Annotated in this window: 15 protein-coding genes; 9 read left to right on the top strand and 6 right to left on the bottom strand. The window is 63.6% G+C overall.

Annotation, left to right across the window (positions count from 1 at the left end):
• The first annotated feature begins 145 nt into the window (after positions 1 to 145).
• From AC3WS7_RS14295 to AC3WS7_RS14285, 3 genes are all read left to right on the top strand, one after another.
• Positions 146 to 649, top strand: a complete 504-nt coding sequence (locus AC3WS7_RS14295) for a fasciclin domain-containing protein (protein ID WP_492656815.1) — start codon at positions 146 to 148, stop codon at positions 647 to 649.
• A 127-nt stretch (positions 650 to 776) separates the two neighbouring features.
• Entirely contained in the window at positions 777 to 1,925 is a 1,149-nt protein-coding gene (locus AC3WS7_RS14290) for an ABC transporter substrate-binding protein (protein ID WP_492656814.1), read from the top strand.
• A 70-nt stretch (positions 1,926 to 1,995) separates the two neighbouring features.
• On the top strand, positions 1,996 to 3,498 hold the full coding sequence (locus AC3WS7_RS14285; RefSeq protein WP_492656813.1) for a Ppx/GppA phosphatase family protein: 1,503 nt from the start codon (positions 1,996 to 1,998) through the stop codon (positions 3,496 to 3,498).
• 506 nt (positions 3,499 to 4,004) lie between these two features.
• Here AC3WS7_RS14285 and AC3WS7_RS14280 read toward each other — a convergent pair.
• Complete coding sequence (locus tag AC3WS7_RS14280; protein WP_296465571.1) at positions 4,005 to 5,813, bottom strand: EAL domain-containing protein; 1,809 nt, start codon at positions 5,811 to 5,813, stop codon at positions 4,005 to 4,007.
• A 144-nt stretch (positions 5,814 to 5,957) separates the two neighbouring features.
• Here AC3WS7_RS14280 and AC3WS7_RS14275 point away from each other — a divergent pair, with 144 nt between their 5' ends.
• Positions 5,958 to 6,464 (top strand): hypothetical protein, encoded by a 507-nt coding sequence (locus AC3WS7_RS14275; RefSeq protein ID WP_492656812.1) that lies wholly within the window; start codon positions 5,958 to 5,960, stop codon positions 6,462 to 6,464.
• A 21-nt stretch (positions 6,465 to 6,485) separates the two neighbouring features.
• Here AC3WS7_RS14275 and AC3WS7_RS14270 read toward each other — a convergent pair whose 3' ends face one another.
• The 5 genes from AC3WS7_RS14270 to AC3WS7_RS14250 are packed head-to-tail and all read right to left on the bottom strand — an operon-like array spanning position 6,486 to position 11,866.
• Positions 6,486 to 6,947, bottom strand: coding sequence for a SixA phosphatase family protein (locus AC3WS7_RS14270; RefSeq protein ID WP_492656811.1), 462 nt, complete (start codon positions 6,945 to 6,947; stop codon positions 6,486 to 6,488).
• A 16-nt stretch (positions 6,948 to 6,963) separates the two neighbouring features.
• Complete coding sequence (gene ppk1 / locus AC3WS7_RS14265; protein WP_492656810.1) at positions 6,964 to 9,057, bottom strand: polyphosphate kinase 1; 2,094 nt, start codon at positions 9,055 to 9,057, stop codon at positions 6,964 to 6,966.
• 45 nt (positions 9,058 to 9,102) lie between these two features.
• Positions 9,103 to 10,173 (bottom strand): glycosyltransferase family 4 protein, encoded by a 1,071-nt coding sequence (locus tag AC3WS7_RS14260; protein ID WP_492656809.1) that lies wholly within the window; start codon positions 10,171 to 10,173, stop codon positions 9,103 to 9,105.
• Positions 10,170 to 11,039, bottom strand: a complete 870-nt coding sequence (locus AC3WS7_RS14255) for a UDP-2,3-diacylglucosamine diphosphatase (RefSeq protein ID WP_296465558.1) — start codon at positions 11,037 to 11,039, stop codon at positions 10,170 to 10,172. Before AC3WS7_RS14255 ends, AC3WS7_RS14260 begins: the two co-directional genes overlap by 4 nt.
• Positions 11,039 to 11,866 carry a GNAT family N-acetyltransferase gene (locus AC3WS7_RS14250; RefSeq protein WP_492656808.1) on the bottom strand — a complete coding sequence of 276 codons (828 nt, stop codon included), beginning with the start codon at positions 11,864 to 11,866 and terminating at the stop codon, positions 11,039 to 11,041. Before AC3WS7_RS14250 ends, AC3WS7_RS14255 begins: the two co-directional genes overlap by 1 nt.
• A 142-nt stretch (positions 11,867 to 12,008) precedes the next feature.
• On the opposite strand from AC3WS7_RS14250, the gene AC3WS7_RS14245 reads away from it, so the two are divergent.
• The 5 genes from AC3WS7_RS14245 (at position 12,009) to arsH (ending at position 14,922) form a co-directional block, all read left to right on the top strand.
• Entirely contained in the window at positions 12,009 to 12,353 is a 345-nt protein-coding gene (locus AC3WS7_RS14245) for an ArsR/SmtB family transcription factor (RefSeq protein ID WP_492656807.1), read from the top strand.
• A gap of 101 nt (positions 12,354 to 12,454) precedes the next feature.
• On the top strand, positions 12,455 to 12,955 hold the full coding sequence (locus tag AC3WS7_RS14240) for an arsenate reductase ArsC (RefSeq protein ID WP_492656806.1): 501 nt from the start codon (positions 12,455 to 12,457) through the stop codon (positions 12,953 to 12,955).
• The gene (locus AC3WS7_RS14235; protein WP_492656805.1) at positions 12,952 to 13,794 is read left to right on the top strand and encodes an aquaporin; all 843 of its coding nucleotides are present in this window, start codon (positions 12,952 to 12,954) and stop codon (positions 13,792 to 13,794) included. The genes AC3WS7_RS14240 and AC3WS7_RS14235 overlap by 4 nt, the downstream gene beginning before the upstream one ends.
• On the top strand, positions 13,791 to 14,210 hold the full coding sequence (arsC, locus tag AC3WS7_RS14230; protein WP_492656804.1) for an arsenate reductase (glutaredoxin): 420 nt from the start codon (positions 13,791 to 13,793) through the stop codon (positions 14,208 to 14,210). The genes AC3WS7_RS14235 and arsC overlap by 4 nt, the downstream gene beginning before the upstream one ends.
• A complete protein-coding gene (arsH, locus tag AC3WS7_RS14225) occupies positions 14,188 to 14,922 on the top strand; it encodes an arsenical resistance protein ArsH (protein WP_492656803.1) in 735 nt (244 codons plus the stop codon). The genes arsC and arsH overlap by 23 nt, the downstream gene beginning before the upstream one ends.
• Positions 14,923 to 14,932 lie beyond the last annotated feature (10 nt).

Genomic DNA, 14,932 nt, shown 5'->3' with positions numbered 1-14,932 from the left:
AGAACCTTTTGTGACAACGGTATGACATCAGGCGGTTTTTCGAAGGCCCCGGACGGCTCGGCGTACGTCATGCGATTTTCAAGCGTCTGTCACATTCCTGTCACGCAGTCTTTCTACGCTTCGCGCTTTCAACCCGGAGCACACCATGACATTCAGCACCCATCTCACCCTTGGCCGCCGTACCTTGTTGGCAGCTGCCCTGCTCGCCGGCATGGTGGGCTGCGCCACCCGCCCCGCTCCGGTCGACCTGGCCCAGACGCTGGCCAACACCCCCTCCTTGAGCACCCTCAACGCCCTGGTGGCCCAAGCCGGCTTGACCGCGACCCTGAAAACCGGCGGCCCCTTCACGGTGTTTGCGCCCAGCGACGACGCCTTCAAGGCGGTGCCCGCCAAAACCATGGACGAACTGGCCAAGAACCCCGAAAAACTCAAAGCCCTGCTGGCCTACCACGTGGTACCCGCCAAGCTGATGGCCGCTGACGTGAAAAACAGCAATGTGAAGTCGGTGCAAGGCAGCATGCTGGCACTGGCCAAGGCAGGCGACTTTGTGACGGTGGAAACCGCAGCCGTCACCCAGGCCGACATCAGCGCCACCAACGGCGTGCTGCACATCGTGGACACCGTGCTGCCCGCCCCCACAGGCAAGTAAAGCACTACCCACCGTGCCAATGGCCCGATCACGGGCCATTTTTCATTCAAATAGGCACCTAGCCCTTATGGAATATGCGCTAGCAGCTCCTATTTTAATAGCAAACTTTTCCGTTGGAACACCCCCCATGGTTGACACCCTTTCCCACCCCCTTCCGCGACGCAGGTTTCTTGGCGCGCTGGCCTGCAGTGCAGGCCTGTTCGGCACTGCGACCAGTTGGGCCCAAGGCCCCCGCACCACAGCGGCGACGCCCAGCGTGCTGCAGGTGGTGGACATGTCGGCCAGCCAGATTGATGTGTCCAAGGACTTTTTGATCGGTGCGCGGGCCGCCTGGCAGGACCTCAACAGCCGCGGCGGCGTGCGGGGCAAGACTGTCAAACACGTGGTCGTGGAAGTGGACGGCAGCCCACAAGCCCTTCGCTCGGCCGTGGACACGCTCAAGGCCATGCCCGAGTGCCTGGCTGTAGTGGGCAGCGCCGGCCACCGGGCGGCCAGCCAGCTGGCTACCCTGCTGCAGCGTGAAGCGGCCGATGTCGCCCACGTAGCACCCTGGTTACACAGCCAGCCGCCCGAAGGACAGGACAGCACCTTTGGCATTTTTGCCACGCGGCAAGAGCAGATCAGCCATGCGGTGAAATCGCTGTCCATCATGGGCGTGACCGAGGTGGGCGCCGTTTTTGCGTCCGCCGCCGAGCGGAACAGCTACCAGGCCGATCTGGAGCAGGCTGCCGCCGGCCTGAAACTCAAGCTCAAGACCTATGTGCCCAGCAGCACCCTGCAGGCCCTGGCCACCGAGCTGCGGCCCGACAGCCCGCGCATCCTGATCTTTCTGGGCGGAACGCCCGAGCTGCTGCAGTTCTCGCAGGGCATCGAAAAGCAGGCGGCACAGCGTTACATCGTGGCCATGTCAGACGTGAACCTGCAAACCCTGCAGCAACTCGGTGTGTCGCGCTTCACCCCCGTCATTGCCACGCAGGCCGTGCCCCCGGTCAATGGCAACCAGCCCATCGTGCGCGGCTACCGCGAGACCCTGAACCGCCTCTACGACGAACCCCCTACCCCGCAAAGCCTGGCCGGCTACCTGTCAGCCCGCTACGCGCAAGAGGTGCTTGGCACCCTGGACGGAACCTTGAACCGCAGCAATGTGCTGCAGGCCTTCGCCCGCCGCCTGCCCATGGACCTGGGGGGCTTTCGCATCAACCCCGACCCCAAGCGCAAAACGCCGGCCTTTGTGACCCAAAGCATGGTGGCCGCCGATGGCCGCTTGGTGGGTTAAGCCACTCCGCCCGGCCCCAGGCCGGTGCTATGCTCTTCGCAGCTTTTAACCCTTACCTGACACAACGTCGATGCAAAACGGAAATCGCCTGGCCGCCGTGGACCTGGGCTCCAACAGCTTCCGCCTGGAAATTGGGCGTGTAGACCACGGTGAATTTCGACGGACCGAATACCTCAAAGAGACCGTACGCCAGGGCGGCGGTCTGGACGAAGACCGCAACCTCACCCCCGCCGCCATGCAGGCAGGCTGGGAATGCCTCGCGCGCTTTGGCGAACGGCTGGCCGGCTTCAAACCCGGTGAAGTGAAGGCCGTGGCCACCCAAACCCTGCGCGAGGCACGCAACCGCGACGCCTTTCTGGAACGCGCCAACGCTGTGTTGGGCTTTCCCATTGACGTGATCTCCGGCCGCGAAGAGGCCCGGCTGATCTACCAGGGCGTGGCCCACATGCTGCCGGCCACCGACGAACGCCGTCTGGTGGTCGACATTGGCGGCCGCTCCACCGAACTGATTTTGGGCACCGGCCTCACACCCACGGTGATGGAGTCCTACCGCGTGGGCAGCATCGCCTGGTCCAAGCGCTACTTTGCCGACGGCCTGTTCAGCAAGAAATCTTTCGAGATGGCCGAGATTGCGGCCAAGGCCGTGCTCGACGAGGCACTGGACGCCTACCCCCCAGACCGCTGGGACACCGCCTATGGCTCTGCCGGCACCGTCGGTGCGATTGGCGACGTGCTGGTGGCTGCGGGCTGGCCATCTGGCGTCGTCTCACAAGACGGGCTGGACTGGTTGCTGGAGCGCCTGATCGCCGCGCAAAGTGCAGACCGCCTGCGCATCGCCGGCATGCGCGAAGACCGCAAGACCATCATTGGCGGCGGCGTGAGTGTGATGCGTGCGGTGTTCAGCCTGCTGGGCATCACCGAAATGCAGCACGCCGCTGGCGGCCTGCGCCATGGCCTGATTTGTGACCTGCTGGGCACCGCCAACACCTATGGTGACCTGCGCGCCAAAAGTGTGCAACGCCTGGCCAGCAAGTTCAATGTAGACACGGCCCACGGCGAGCGTGTGGGCACCGTGGCCACCCACCTGCTGCAGCAGGTGCTGGGCGGCCCGCTGGACGAACACCACCCCGAACATGGCCGCACGCTGCGCAAGCTCAACTGGGCCGCGCAGCTGCACGAAATCGGCAGCCACATCTCTCACAGCGATTACCACAAACACGGCGCCTACATCCTGGACAACGCCGACGCGGCGGGGTTCTCGCTCTCGGAAATGCACCGCCTGAGCCTCTTGGTACTGGGCCACCGCGGCAAGCTGCGCAAGCTGGAGGCCTCGCTGGAGCAGGACGACCTGGTGCTGCAACTCATGTGCCTGCGCCTGGCCGTGATTTTGTGCCACGCACGGCGCGCACCGGACTTGCAGGGCATGGCACTGGCGCGCGGCGAGGACCATACCTTTCGGCTGCGTTGCCGCAATGGCTGGGCTGCTGCGTTTCCACAGAGTGCGCACCTCTTGCAAGAGGAAGTGCAGCTTTGGTTGAAGACGCCGTGGAGTTTGGAGCTGGTCGGGGTTTAGGTTCTCTTGGGCCTGCGCTGAACAAGCCCTTCTGCTTGGCTTTTTGGATTGCCTGCACCGCTTTTTTTAACACCCACTCCCCCAGCCCCTCGCCCCGTCGGCGAGGGGAGCCTTTAACAGCCATATTTGGTGGTTGCGCGCCGACTGCTTGGCGACTGGGGTGACGTTGCCACCGTTACTTCACGCCACGGCCCGTGCCTGCGGCTGTGGGACTTCGGAGAGATCTGGTCGGCACGGCAGGCGGCTGCGCCCGCCAGCGGCTCCGCACCAGCATGTATGCATTCACCACAATAGTTGGCAAAGGCCGTGGCGCACCCACCTGTTGGCAGCGGTACTTGTGTAGCACCGTAGCCGGAGGCAAGGCCACCAAATCGGCTGTTCAAAAGGCTCCCCTCGCCGACGGGGCGAGGGGCTGGGGGAGTGGGTGTTAAAAAAAACGACGCCGCCCACCCAAAAAGCCGATAGCAACAACGCAAGCCGGAACGAGAAAGCGACCCCGCCTTGCGTCAAGACACCAAAGCCTCGCGCTCCCACAACCCCACCCCCGCCTGCTTGGCCGCATGCTTGGCTACCGCCGCCAAGTTAGCCACATCTTCCGCCCGCGAAAACTGGCTGCCGTCAATCGCCACGGCACCAATCGACAAGGTCGTACACGGAAAGAAGCGCTGCACACCATGCCGGTCTTCGGCCTCTATGCCACCACGGGCCCGCGCCGCCTCGTCGAACATCGCCAGTGCACGCTCCGAAAACTCGGCGACCAGGCGCTCGCAACGAACTCGCCAGTCCGGACTCTGGAACAGGATGATGAAATCGTCGCCCCCCACGTGCCCCAAAAAGTCACGCTGCGAGTCGCACTGCTCCATGGCCACGCGTGCCAGCAAGCGAATCATCTCGTCCCCGCGCCAGTAGCCGTAGTAATCGTTAAAGGGCTTGAAGTTGTTCAGATCCGCATAACACGCCACAAACCGCACCTGCTTCTTGAGCAGGCGCTCCATGTGCTGGCTGATGGGGATGTTGCCGGGTAAAAAAGTCAGCGGGTTGGCGTGGCGCGCTGCCTCGATGCGGGTTTCAGTCACTGAGCGCACCAATTGGTCGCCGGTTCCCAGGCCCACATAGCGCCCGTTCTCGGTGGCAATAAAACCGTCGTTCAGGTAGCGCTGGTCTTGCGAGGTCAGAATGCCCACCAACTCGTCCACACTGTGCTCACGCTCGATCAGGCGCGGCGCCAGGTTCGCATGCACATTACAGGGCTTGCGTCCCCACACCTCGCGGTAGTAGAGCTTGCTGTATTCGTTCATGAAGAGCGCACGGTTGATGATGCCCACGGGGCGCTCACCCTCCAGCATGGCCACCGCGTGCAAGTTGGGCTGCTCCAGAAAAATCTCGGCCAGCGTGTCGTTCTGCGTCTCCGGTGTCACCGTGGGGGCACGCAGCAAGGACAGGCTGCGCAAATGCCCACCTTGCGACATGCGCCCCAACTCGGGAAACACCACGACCTGCCGCTCACCCAACACGCGCTGTGGGTCCACGCCCAGGTACTTGAGTGGCTTGCGGTCCGGATGCCCCAGAAAGTAGCCCTGTCCATACTCGATGCCCAGGTCACGCAACACGCGCAAGTCCTCGGCCGTCTCAATGCCTTCTGCCACCAGCGAGCTGCCAAAGATGGTGGCAATCTGCTGCAGCGCCTGGATGGTCTTGAGCTTGTCGCCGTGTGCGCTGATGTTGCGTGTGAAGTACTTGTCGATCTTGACAATCTCGGGCTTGAGCTGGGACCACAGGCGCAGGCTGGAGTGCCCATCACCAAAGTCATCCAGTGCGAGCGAAACCCCCGCCGAACGAATCTCCTGCACCACTTCGGCCAGGCGGTCCATGCTGTCCACACGTTCGTGCTCCGTAATCTCCAGCACCAGGGTGCGCGGCATGACGCGCAAATCCAAGATCCAGCGCAACAGGCCCTCGCGCCCGCGCAAATTGAATACACGCACCAAGGCATTCGCGCTGATGTTCACAAACAGGCGCCCACCACTGCGCAGATGGCCCCAGTGGCGCAGGGTGGCCACCACACAGGCACTTTCAAACTCGTAACGCAAGTCTTCCTGGGCCGCGGCGCGCAGCAGGTTGTCGGGGGTGTGCAGTGCGGTGCCCGCAGGACCGCGGATGAGCGCCTCGTGCGCATGAATGGATGCGTCGGCCAGATTCACAATCGGTTGAAACACCGGATACAGGCTGGCGTTTTTCAACACCTGTTGCAGCGCCCCCTGACCGGCATGGGCGGGCATTTCGCGGGTCACCAATCGCAAAGGCTGTAGCTGCATGGCAGGTTCTCCAGGACACTCGGGGCAGGCGAGTTTATGAAGCGCCGGTGACAGTGTTGTGACAGCGCATTTCAATGCGCTTCACGTCTAAAATAAAACGGTATAAACCGTATATACCGTTTCACTTTTAGAAGGATTTTGCAGATGACTCCCACCGAAAAAATGACCACCCCCACTCCCGCAGCAGCACCCGGAACGACAAGTGCCGCCCCTGCCAAAACAGTAGCTGCAAAAAAACCCGCACGCAAGACAGCCGCCAAGCCTGTGGCCGCCAACAAGGCCGCTGTCGTGGCCAAACCTGCAGCGTCCAAAACCAAGGCCCCTGCCGCCAAAAAACCCAGTGTGGCAGCCACCAAACCCGCGGTGAAACCGGTAGCCAAACCCACCGCAAAACCCGTGGCGGCCAAGGCCCTCAAGGCCAAAAAACCCAAGATGGTGCGGGACAGTTTCACGATCCCCAAGCCCGAATATGACGTATTGGATGTGCTCAAGCTGCGCGCCGCCAAGCTGGGCAACCCGGTCAAGAAGACCGAACTGATCCGTGCTGGTGTCAAGGCGATTGCGGCCCTGTCCGATGCAGCGTTCAAGCAAGCGTTGCTGGCTGTTCCCAGCCTGAAGACTGGCCGCCCCGCCAAGGCCAAGAAGGCCTGAGCGACCTGCGGCGGACCTGCGTTACAGCAGCTCGGGGGATTGCACGGTCACCACCACGGTCTGGCCCACGCCCTCGCGCTCGCGGTAGCGCAGCCACCACACCGCGCCTTTTTTGATGGCGCATTCGCTCTCGCTGAGCCCCAGCAGGCGCGAGATGGTTTGCCCCAGGGTGGGCTGGTGGCCCACCACCACCACGCAGCCCCTGCCGTGAGGCCATTGCACCAACGCCAGCAAGTCGTCCACACTGCCCAGTGGTGCAATGGCGGAATGTTTTTTGTACTTGCGCCCCAGGGCTTGCGCGGTCTGGTCGGCACGGGCCGCCGGGCTGGCCCAGATGCGGGCGCCATCGGGTAACTGCCGGTCCAGCCAGGCGGCCATGCGAGTGGCCTGTTTGTCGCCCTTGCTGGTCAGCGTGCGCAGCATGTCGTCGCCCACCAGATCCAGGTCAATGGCCTCTGCGTGGCGCCAGAGAATCAAGTCCATCGTGGTCCTCCCCAGTTCAATGGCTGTCACTGCGGGCGTAGCGCGCCATCAGTGCGGCCTGAGCCCCGTGCGCGGGAACATGCAGCCTATGCGGCACCCGCTGGTAGCAGCCATCCGCACCCAAGTCCCAGGCATCCACGCCGTCGTGCAAATACGCCACCAGGCACTCATCCACGATGCGCTGGCGCAGCAGCGGGTCCGTCACCGGCCAGGCCAGCTCCACCCGGCGCACCATGTTGCGGTTCATCCAGTCGGCACTCGACAGGTACAGGTCTTCTACCGCGCCCTGGCGAAAATAAAACACCCGGGAGTGCTCCAGAAACCGGCCGATCACCGAACGCACACGGATGTTTTCGGTGCGGCCCGGCACCTGCGCGGGCAGCATGCAGGCGCCGCGCACAATCAGGTCAATCTGCACACCCTGCGCGCCCGCACGCATCAGGCTGCGGATCAGGGCCTCATCGGTCAGCGAGTTCATTTTGGCCACGATGCGGGTGGACTCACCGCGTGCGGCGGCGTCCCCCAGTGCATCGATCTTGGCCACCAGGTTGCGGTGCAAATGAAAGGGCGCCATCCACAACTTGGACAGACGGGGCAGCTTGCTCTGGCTGGCCAGATGCACAAACACATGCTCCATGTCGGTGGTGATGGCGGCATCTGCCGTCAAGTGGCTCAGGTCGGTGTAGAGCTTGGCGGTGCGCGGGTTGTAGTTGCCGGTGGAGAGGTGCCCATAACGCTTGAGCGTCTTGCCCTCACGGCGGGTGATCAACATCATCTTGGCGTGCGTCTTCAGGCCCACCACACCGTAGACCACTTGCGCACCGATCGACTCCAGCATCTCGGCCCAGTTGATATTGGCCTCTTCGTCAAAACGGGCCTTGAGTTCCACCACCACGGTCACCTCTTTGCCGCGGCGCACCGCTTCGCGTAGCAAGTCCATCAGCGCCGAATCAGCCCCGGTGCGATAAATGGTTTGCTTGATGGCCAGGACCTGCGGGTCGTTGACCGCTTCGCGCAAAAAGGCCAGCACGCCATCAAAGCTCTCAAACGGCTGGTGCATCAGGATGTCGCCCTGGCGCAGCTGCGCAAAGAGGGACTGGCCCTGCTGGAGTTGCACGGGGTAGGACGGGCAGTAGGCGGGAAAGCACAGGTCGGGCCGGTTCACCAGGTCGATGAGCTGTGTGAGGCGCGCCAGGTTCACCGGACCATGCACGCGGTACAGCGCCTTGACCGGCAGCGCAAACTGCTTGAGCAAAAAGTCCGCCAGATGCTCGGAGCAACCGGCCGACACCTCCAGCCGCACGGCTTGGCCGTAGTGGCGGTGCACCAGACCCTGGCGCAAGGCGGTGCGCAGGTTTTGCACGTCATCCTCGTCCACCGCCAGGTCTGAGTGGCGCGTGACACGGAACTGCGAAAACTGCCCCACCGTGCGTCCCGGGAACAGGCTGTCCAGGTGCGCGCGGATGATGCTGGACAGCGACACAAACAGTGTGCGTTTGCCAGCCACCTTGTCGGGCATACGAATCAGGCGCGGCAGCACACGTGGCACTTTCACAATCGCAATTTCGTTCTCGCGCCCAAAAGCGTCTTTGCCGCTCAGGCGCACGATGAAGTTGAGTGACTTGTTGGCCACCTGCGGGAACGGGTGTGCCGGGTCCAGTCCCACGGGAATCAGCAGCGGGCGTACCTCACGCTCGAAGTACTGGCGCACCCAGGCACGTTGGGCGGCGCTGCGGTCGCCGTGCGACACGATGCGGATGCCTTCGCGCTCAAATGCCGGCATGAGCTGCTCATTGAAGAGTGTGTACTGACGCGCCACCAGGGTGTGCAGGGCATCGGCCAGACGCTCGAAGGAGCCGACGGTGAACTGGCCTTTGTGGTCATTCGCCTGGCTGGCCGAGAGGTGTGGCTCGGCGCGCACTTCAAAAAATTCATCCAGGTTGCTGGAGACGATGCACAGAAAACGCAGGCGCTCCAGCAAGGGCACGTCATCGCGTTCGGCCCAGTTCAGTACCCGCTCATTAAATGCCAGCAGGCTGTGGTCGCGGTCCAGCAGGTCGGGGGCGGCCAACACGGGTTTGACAAAACGCTTGCGGAGAACGGACAACATGAAAACCCACCCATTTGTGACATAACGGTGAAGAATTGTTGACGTCTAAGATGACAGTCGTGTGACATCTTTCACCAGCACCTGTGCGCTGGCCGGCACGGCGCGTGTCGGCACCAGATGCCCCGCAAACAGCAATGCGGCATAGGCCCAGCCAAAGTGCAGGGCCCGCGCCCGCGCCTCGTGGCGCGGCACCGACAGTGCGCCGTACCAGGCCTGCGTCAGATCCGCATGCAACACGCCCCCTTGCGCCGGTGCACCCACCACCTCGTTGGGTCCTTCCACGGGATAGGCCGCCACGGGTGTGCCGCAAGCCATGGCCTCCAGCATCACCAGGCCAAAGGTCTCGGAGCGGCTGGGCATCACAAACACATCGGCTGCGGCATAGACCCGGGCCAACTCGTCACGCGGCAACACGCCCAGCCAGCGCACATGGGGGTAACGTGCTTTCAAGTCGGCTTCCAGCGGGCCCACGCCGCAGACCACCTTGGTGCCCGGCACATCCATCTGCAAAAAGGCGTCAATGTTCTTCTCGTACGACACCCGCCCCACAAACAGTGACACCGGCCGCGCCAGCAGGCCCAGCGGGGCATACACACGCGGCTCCTCCTGGTAGGGGAACAACTGCACATCCACACCGTGCGTCCAGCTGCGCAGTTGGCGAAACCCCTGTGCGTCCAGCATGCGCAGCACACTGGGCGTGGGCACCATCACGCCCGATGAAGGTTTGTGGAAATGCCGAAACAGGGCATAACCCATCCACAGAGGGATCTTGAGCGCAGCCTGCAGGATCTCGGGAAAGCGCGTGTGGTAGGCGGTGGTGAAGGCCAGTTTGCGCTTGCGGCAATAGCTGCGCGCGGCCCAGCCCAGCGGGCCCTCGGTGGCCAGGTGGATGGCATCGGGCGCGCTGGCGTCCAGCATCTGTGCCAGGGCCTTGCCAGGTCGCACGGCCAAATCAATACCCGCGTAACCCGGGCAAGGCCGGGTCTTGAACAAGCCGGGGTGGATCACCTCCACCACATGACCCAGGCCTTCGAGCTCGCGCACCAGCTCCACCAGGGTGGTGACTACACCGTTGACCTGGGGTTGCCAGGCGTCGGTAATCAGGGCGAGTTTCATGCGTGGGTTTCCTGCAAAGCGGGGGTGGCCACCGCAGTGGCCGGTGGGGTGGGCGTGCCCGCCCAATAAATGAGTTCGAGCTGACCGTCCAGGTGCTCCACCAGCGCGGTGCGGCTTTCCACCCAGTCGCCGTCGTTGCAGTACAACGTGCCGTCGATGGTGCGCATCTCCGCATGGTGGATGTGGCCACAGACCACACCGTCGTGGCCGCGGCGGCGCGCCTCATGGGCCACGGCCGTCTCGAAGTCGGTCACGTAGTTCAGCGCCTTCTTGACCTTGTGCTTCAGATACGCCGAGAGCGACCAGTACGGTAGCCCCATGCGCGCACGCAAGGTGTTGAGGTAGCGGTTGAGCTTGAGGGTGAACTCGTAGGCGTTGTCGCCCAGGTAGGCCAGCCACTTGGCGCACTGGATCACGCCATCAAAGTAGTCGCCATGCGTAACCCAGAGCGTGCGGCCATCGGCCGTGGTGTGCACCGTGTCCTCATGCACCTCGATGCCGCCAAACTGGTGGCCCACAAAGGCGCGGGCAAACTCGTCGTGGTTGCCGGGGATAAAGACCACACGGCAGCCCTTGCGTGCACGGCGCAGCAACTTTTGCACCACGTCGTTGTGCGCCTGCGGCCAGTACCAGCGGCGGCGCAGCTGCCAGCCATCCACAATGTCGCCCACCAGGTAAAGGTGGTCGCTGGGGTGGTGTTTCAAAAAGTCCAGCAGCGGCTTGGCTTGGCAGCCTGCGGTGCCCAGGTGGATGTCGGACACAAACACCGCGCGGTAGCGGCGGTGGCCCACCTCGTCGTCATCGGCTTCGGCGCCGGGCGCCAAACCTTGCCAGTTGGTGCCCAGAGCGTCGAAGGCGGTGCGCATCAGGCCCCCAGAAAGTGCTTGCGGTAGCGGGCTGGCAAATCAGCGATGCGCATCAGCATCGGCAAGTCCGCCGAATTGAAGTCCGGGTCCCAGGCTGGCGCGCCCAGCACCTTGGCGCCCAGACGCAGGTAGCCCTTGATCAGTGCGGGGGGCTCCACATCCAGCGTGCTGTCCAACTGGTCGATGGGCAGCGGCAGACGGGGCCGCACGTGGTACTCAATGGGGGCCAAGTGGGTGGCCTGCACCTGGCGCCAGATGCTGGCCGCTGCGTCGCCGCTCACCAGCCCGTTGTGCAGCATGGGCACGCTGGCGCAGCCGATCATGGTGTCCAACTGGTTGCGCACCATGAACTCGGCCAGTGCGCCCCAGAGCGCCATGATGACGCCACCGTGGCGGTGGTCCGGGTGCACGCAGCTGCGGCCCAGTTCCACCATGCGTTCGCGCATGCTGCGCAGGCGGGTCAGGTCAAATTCGGTGTCGCTGTAGAAACTGCCCACGCGCTTGGCCTGGGTAGGCGTGAGCACGCGGTAGGTGCCCACCACCTGGCCGCTGGCCTGGTCGCGCACGATCAGGTGCTCGCAGTAGTTGTCAAACAGGTCCACGTCGTGGCCGGCAATCGGGGTGTTCAGGCGTGCGCCCATTTCACCGGCAAACACATCAAAGCGCAGGCGCTGGGCGGCGCGCACTTCGTCCTGGTGGCGGGCCCAGGAGACCTGGATGCCGTTGCGCGCAGCGGCGGGGTCTGCAGCGAGCGTGGCTTGCACCGCGATCGGGTTCAGTGTGGGTGAGGCCAGCGTAGGCACGGTGGCGGCAGATGTTGTTGGCATTCTTGTCCCCTTCCTTGAGCGTGATTGCACTGACCAGGGAGTGTGGGGAGCCCCTGTGACCCACACATGGCAGACGCGTGAAGTTTTTGTGACATGGCGCCACCCCAGGTTTTTATTTCAATAATTCAATTATTATTGAAATATGAATGCCACTACCTTCGACGAAACCCAGGCCCTCAAGGCCCTGACCGCCCTGGCCCAGGCCCAGCGCCTGCGCGCCTTCAAGGCGCTGGTGGTAGCCGGCCCCGAGGGCCTGACCCCGGGCACCCTGGCCCAGCAGCTCGACAGCGCACCCAGCGCCCTGTCTTTCCATCTCAAAGAACTGGCCCACAGCGGGCTGGTGGACATTGAGCAGCGCGGACGCAACCTGATCTACCGCGCCAACTTTGCACAGATGAAAGGCCTGCTGGCCTATATGACCATGCACTGCTGCCAGGGCGAAAGCTGCGAGGTCACCGACACGACGGCCAGCTGCAGCGATTGCTAGGCCCCCGTCTTACATGCCAAACAGACCTCTAGCCCTTATGGAATAAGCGCAAGCAGCTACTGAATCCATAGCAACCATCCACCTTCATTCCAGGAACTCCCATGTCCAAATCCCCTTTGAACGTTCTCTTCTTGTGCACCCACAATTCGGCCCGCAGCATCCTGGCCGAGGCCACGCTCAACCACATCGGGGGTGGCCGCTTCCAAGGCTTCTCGGCCGGCAGCAGCCCGCGCGACAACCAGCAACCCAACCCCATCGGCCTGCAAACCCTGCGCAACGCCGGCATCAGCACAGATGGCCTGCGCAGCAAAAGCTGGGACGAATTCGCCCTGCCCGACGCACCACACATGGACCTGATCATCACCGTGTGCGACAACGCCGCCGGCGAGGTCTGCCCCTTCTGGCCCGGCAAACCGGCCACCGCGCACTGGGGTTATGCCGACCCGTCTGCCGGCGAGGGCAGCGATGCGGAAAAGGCCGAGGCCTTCAAGAACACCCTGCACGCCATCCGCCGCCGCCTGGACCTGCTGGTGAACTTGCCAGCCGACAAGCTCGAAGCCATGACCATCCAGCAAACCGCCAAAGACCTCGCAAAAGCATGAGCGAGCAAACGAAGTTGAAAACGGGTCATAGCGCCACCCCAGAAGCCTGGGCGGCAGAGCGTTCTGCGCAGGTCAAGGGGGGGGCCGCGCAGCGGGCGGAGGACACGGAGCAGAACGCGCTGCCGCCCGGGCGCCTCGCACCGCAGCGACTCGTTCAACAGCTACTCGCGGAATTCGTCGGCACCGCCGCCCTGCTCTGCGCCGTCATAGGCTCCGGCATCATGGCCCAGCAATTGAGCGGCGGCAACGATGGCGTCGCCCTGCTGGCCAACACGCTGGCCACCGTGTTCGCGCTGTATGTGCTGATTGAAACCCTGGGTCCGGTGAGTGGTGCGCACTTCAACCCGCTGGTCACCCTCGTTATGTGGTCAAAGCGGCAGCTAGCCCCCGAAAACAGTGCGCAAGCAGCTATGTTTTTCATAGCAGCACAACTCGCGGGTGCGGTGGCGGGTGCCGCCCTGGCCAACGCCATGTTCGAGCTGCCGCTGCTGCACTTCAGCCAGCACCTGCGCGGCGGCTGGGACGGCGCGGGCCAGTTCACCGGCTGGGGCCAGTGGGTGGCCGAGGCCGTGGCCACGGGCGGGCTGCTGTTCACCATCCTGCGCGCGCCCGAAGGCAAGGCCCCTGCTCTGGTGGCCTGCTACATCGGCGCAGCCTACTGGTTCACCGCCAGCACCTCGTTTGCCAACCCCGCAGCCGTCATGGGCCGCATGTTCAGTGACACCTTTGCCGGCATTGCACCGGCCAGTGCCATCGGTTTTGTGCTGGCGCAAAGCGTGGGCGCATTGCTGGGCGTAGGCTTGGCACGCATACTTTCTCCCAAGAAGACTTCTGTATGACCATCACCATCTTTCACAACCCCGCCTGCGGCACCTCGCGCAATACGCTGGCCATGATCCGCAACAGCGGCGTGGAGCCCACAGTCATTGAATACCTCAAGACCCCACCCACCAAGGCCCGCCTGCAAGCGTTGCTGGCCGCCATGGGCACCGGCCCCCGCCCCTTGCTGCGCGAAAAAGGCACACCCTATGCCGAGCTGGATTTGGCCAATGAGAAGTGGACCGACGACGAACTGCTGGACTGCATGCTGGCCCATCCCATTCTCATCAACCGCCCCGTGGTGGAAACACCCCTGGGCACCCGCCTGTGCCGCCCCTCCGAACTGGTGCTGGACCTTCTGCCCCAGGCCCAACAAGCCGCCTTCAGCAAAGAAGACGGCGAAGCGGTGGTGAATGACAAAGGCGAACGTGTCTGATTTGCCAAGCACCTTGCCCCAGCTGGAGGCCGCGCACTTCCGCCGGCCCGATGCAGCCGCGCTGCGCCCGGTGCCCTCCACCCACGCGCCGCGCATGGCACTGCTCTACGGTTCGCTGCGGCCGCGCTCGTTCAGCCGCCTGCTGACCGAAGAAGCCGCCCGCCTGCTGCAAGCCATGGGCGCGGAGACCCGCATCTTCAACCCCAGCGGTCTGCCCCTGCCCGATGACGCGCCCGACACCCACCCCAAGGTGCAGGAGCTGCGTGAACTGACGCAGTGGAGTGAAGGCATGGTCTGGACCTCGCCCGAGCGGCATGGCGCCATGACCGGCATCATGAAAGCGCAGATCGACTGGATTCCACTCAACAGCGGCGCCGTGCGGCCCACCCAGGGCAAGACGTTGGCGGTGATGCAGGTGAGCGGCGGCTCGCAAAGCTTTAACGCCGTGAACCAGATGCGTGTGCTGGGCCGCTGGATGCGCATGCTCACCATCCCCAACCAGAGTTCGGTGGCCAAGGCCTTCCTGGAGTTCGGCGATGACGACCGCATGAAACCATCCGCCTACTTGGACCGCGTGGTCGATGTGATGGAGGAGCTGATGAAGTTCACCCTGCTCACCCGCGACGCCTCGCCCTACCTCGTGGACCGGTATAGCGAACGCAAAGAAAGCGCTGAGCAGCTGATGAAGCGGGTGAATCAGCGTAGTCTGTAGACCGCCTTTG

Source organism: Rhodoferax sp. EU05-FHT12H12 (assembly GCF_058791215.1).
Note: the sequence above shows the minus strand (reverse complement) of the source record. Positions and strands in the feature narration are given on the sequence as shown.

Coding starts and splice junctions, on each gene's coding strand:
- AC3WS7_RS14295 (WP_492656815.1), top strand. CDS start 146: ATGACATTCAGCACCCATCTCACCCTTGGCCGCCGTACCTTGTTGGCA.
- AC3WS7_RS14290 (WP_492656814.1), top strand. CDS start 777: ATGGTTGACACCCTTTCCCACCCCCTTCCGCGACGCAGGTTTCTTGGC.
- AC3WS7_RS14285 (WP_492656813.1), top strand. CDS start 1,996: ATGCAAAACGGAAATCGCCTGGCCGCCGTGGACCTGGGCTCCAACAGC.
- AC3WS7_RS14280 (WP_296465571.1), bottom strand. CDS start 5,813: ATGCAGCTACAGCCTTTGCGATTGGTGACCCGCGAAATGCCCGCCCAT.
- AC3WS7_RS14275 (WP_492656812.1), top strand. CDS start 5,958: ATGACTCCCACCGAAAAAATGACCACCCCCACTCCCGCAGCAGCACCC.
- AC3WS7_RS14270 (WP_492656811.1), bottom strand. CDS start 6,947: ATGGACTTGATTCTCTGGCGCCACGCAGAGGCCATTGACCTGGATCTG.
- ppk1 (WP_492656810.1), bottom strand. CDS start 9,057: ATGTTGTCCGTTCTCCGCAAGCGTTTTGTCAAACCCGTGTTGGCCGCC.
- AC3WS7_RS14260 (WP_492656809.1), bottom strand. CDS start 10,173: ATGAAACTCGCCCTGATTACCGACGCCTGGCAACCCCAGGTCAACGGT.
- AC3WS7_RS14255 (WP_296465558.1), bottom strand. CDS start 11,039: ATGCGCACCGCCTTCGACGCTCTGGGCACCAACTGGCAAGGTTTGGCG.
- AC3WS7_RS14250 (WP_492656808.1), bottom strand. CDS start 11,866: ATGCCAACAACATCTGCCGCCACCGTGCCTACGCTGGCCTCACCCACA.
- AC3WS7_RS14245 (WP_492656807.1), top strand. CDS start 12,009: ATGAATGCCACTACCTTCGACGAAACCCAGGCCCTCAAGGCCCTGACC.
- AC3WS7_RS14240 (WP_492656806.1), top strand. CDS start 12,455: ATGTCCAAATCCCCTTTGAACGTTCTCTTCTTGTGCACCCACAATTCG.
- AC3WS7_RS14235 (WP_492656805.1), top strand. CDS start 12,952: ATGAGCGAGCAAACGAAGTTGAAAACGGGTCATAGCGCCACCCCAGAA.
- arsC (WP_492656804.1), top strand. CDS start 13,791: ATGACCATCACCATCTTTCACAACCCCGCCTGCGGCACCTCGCGCAAT.
- arsH (WP_492656803.1), top strand. CDS start 14,188: ATGACAAAGGCGAACGTGTCTGATTTGCCAAGCACCTTGCCCCAGCTG.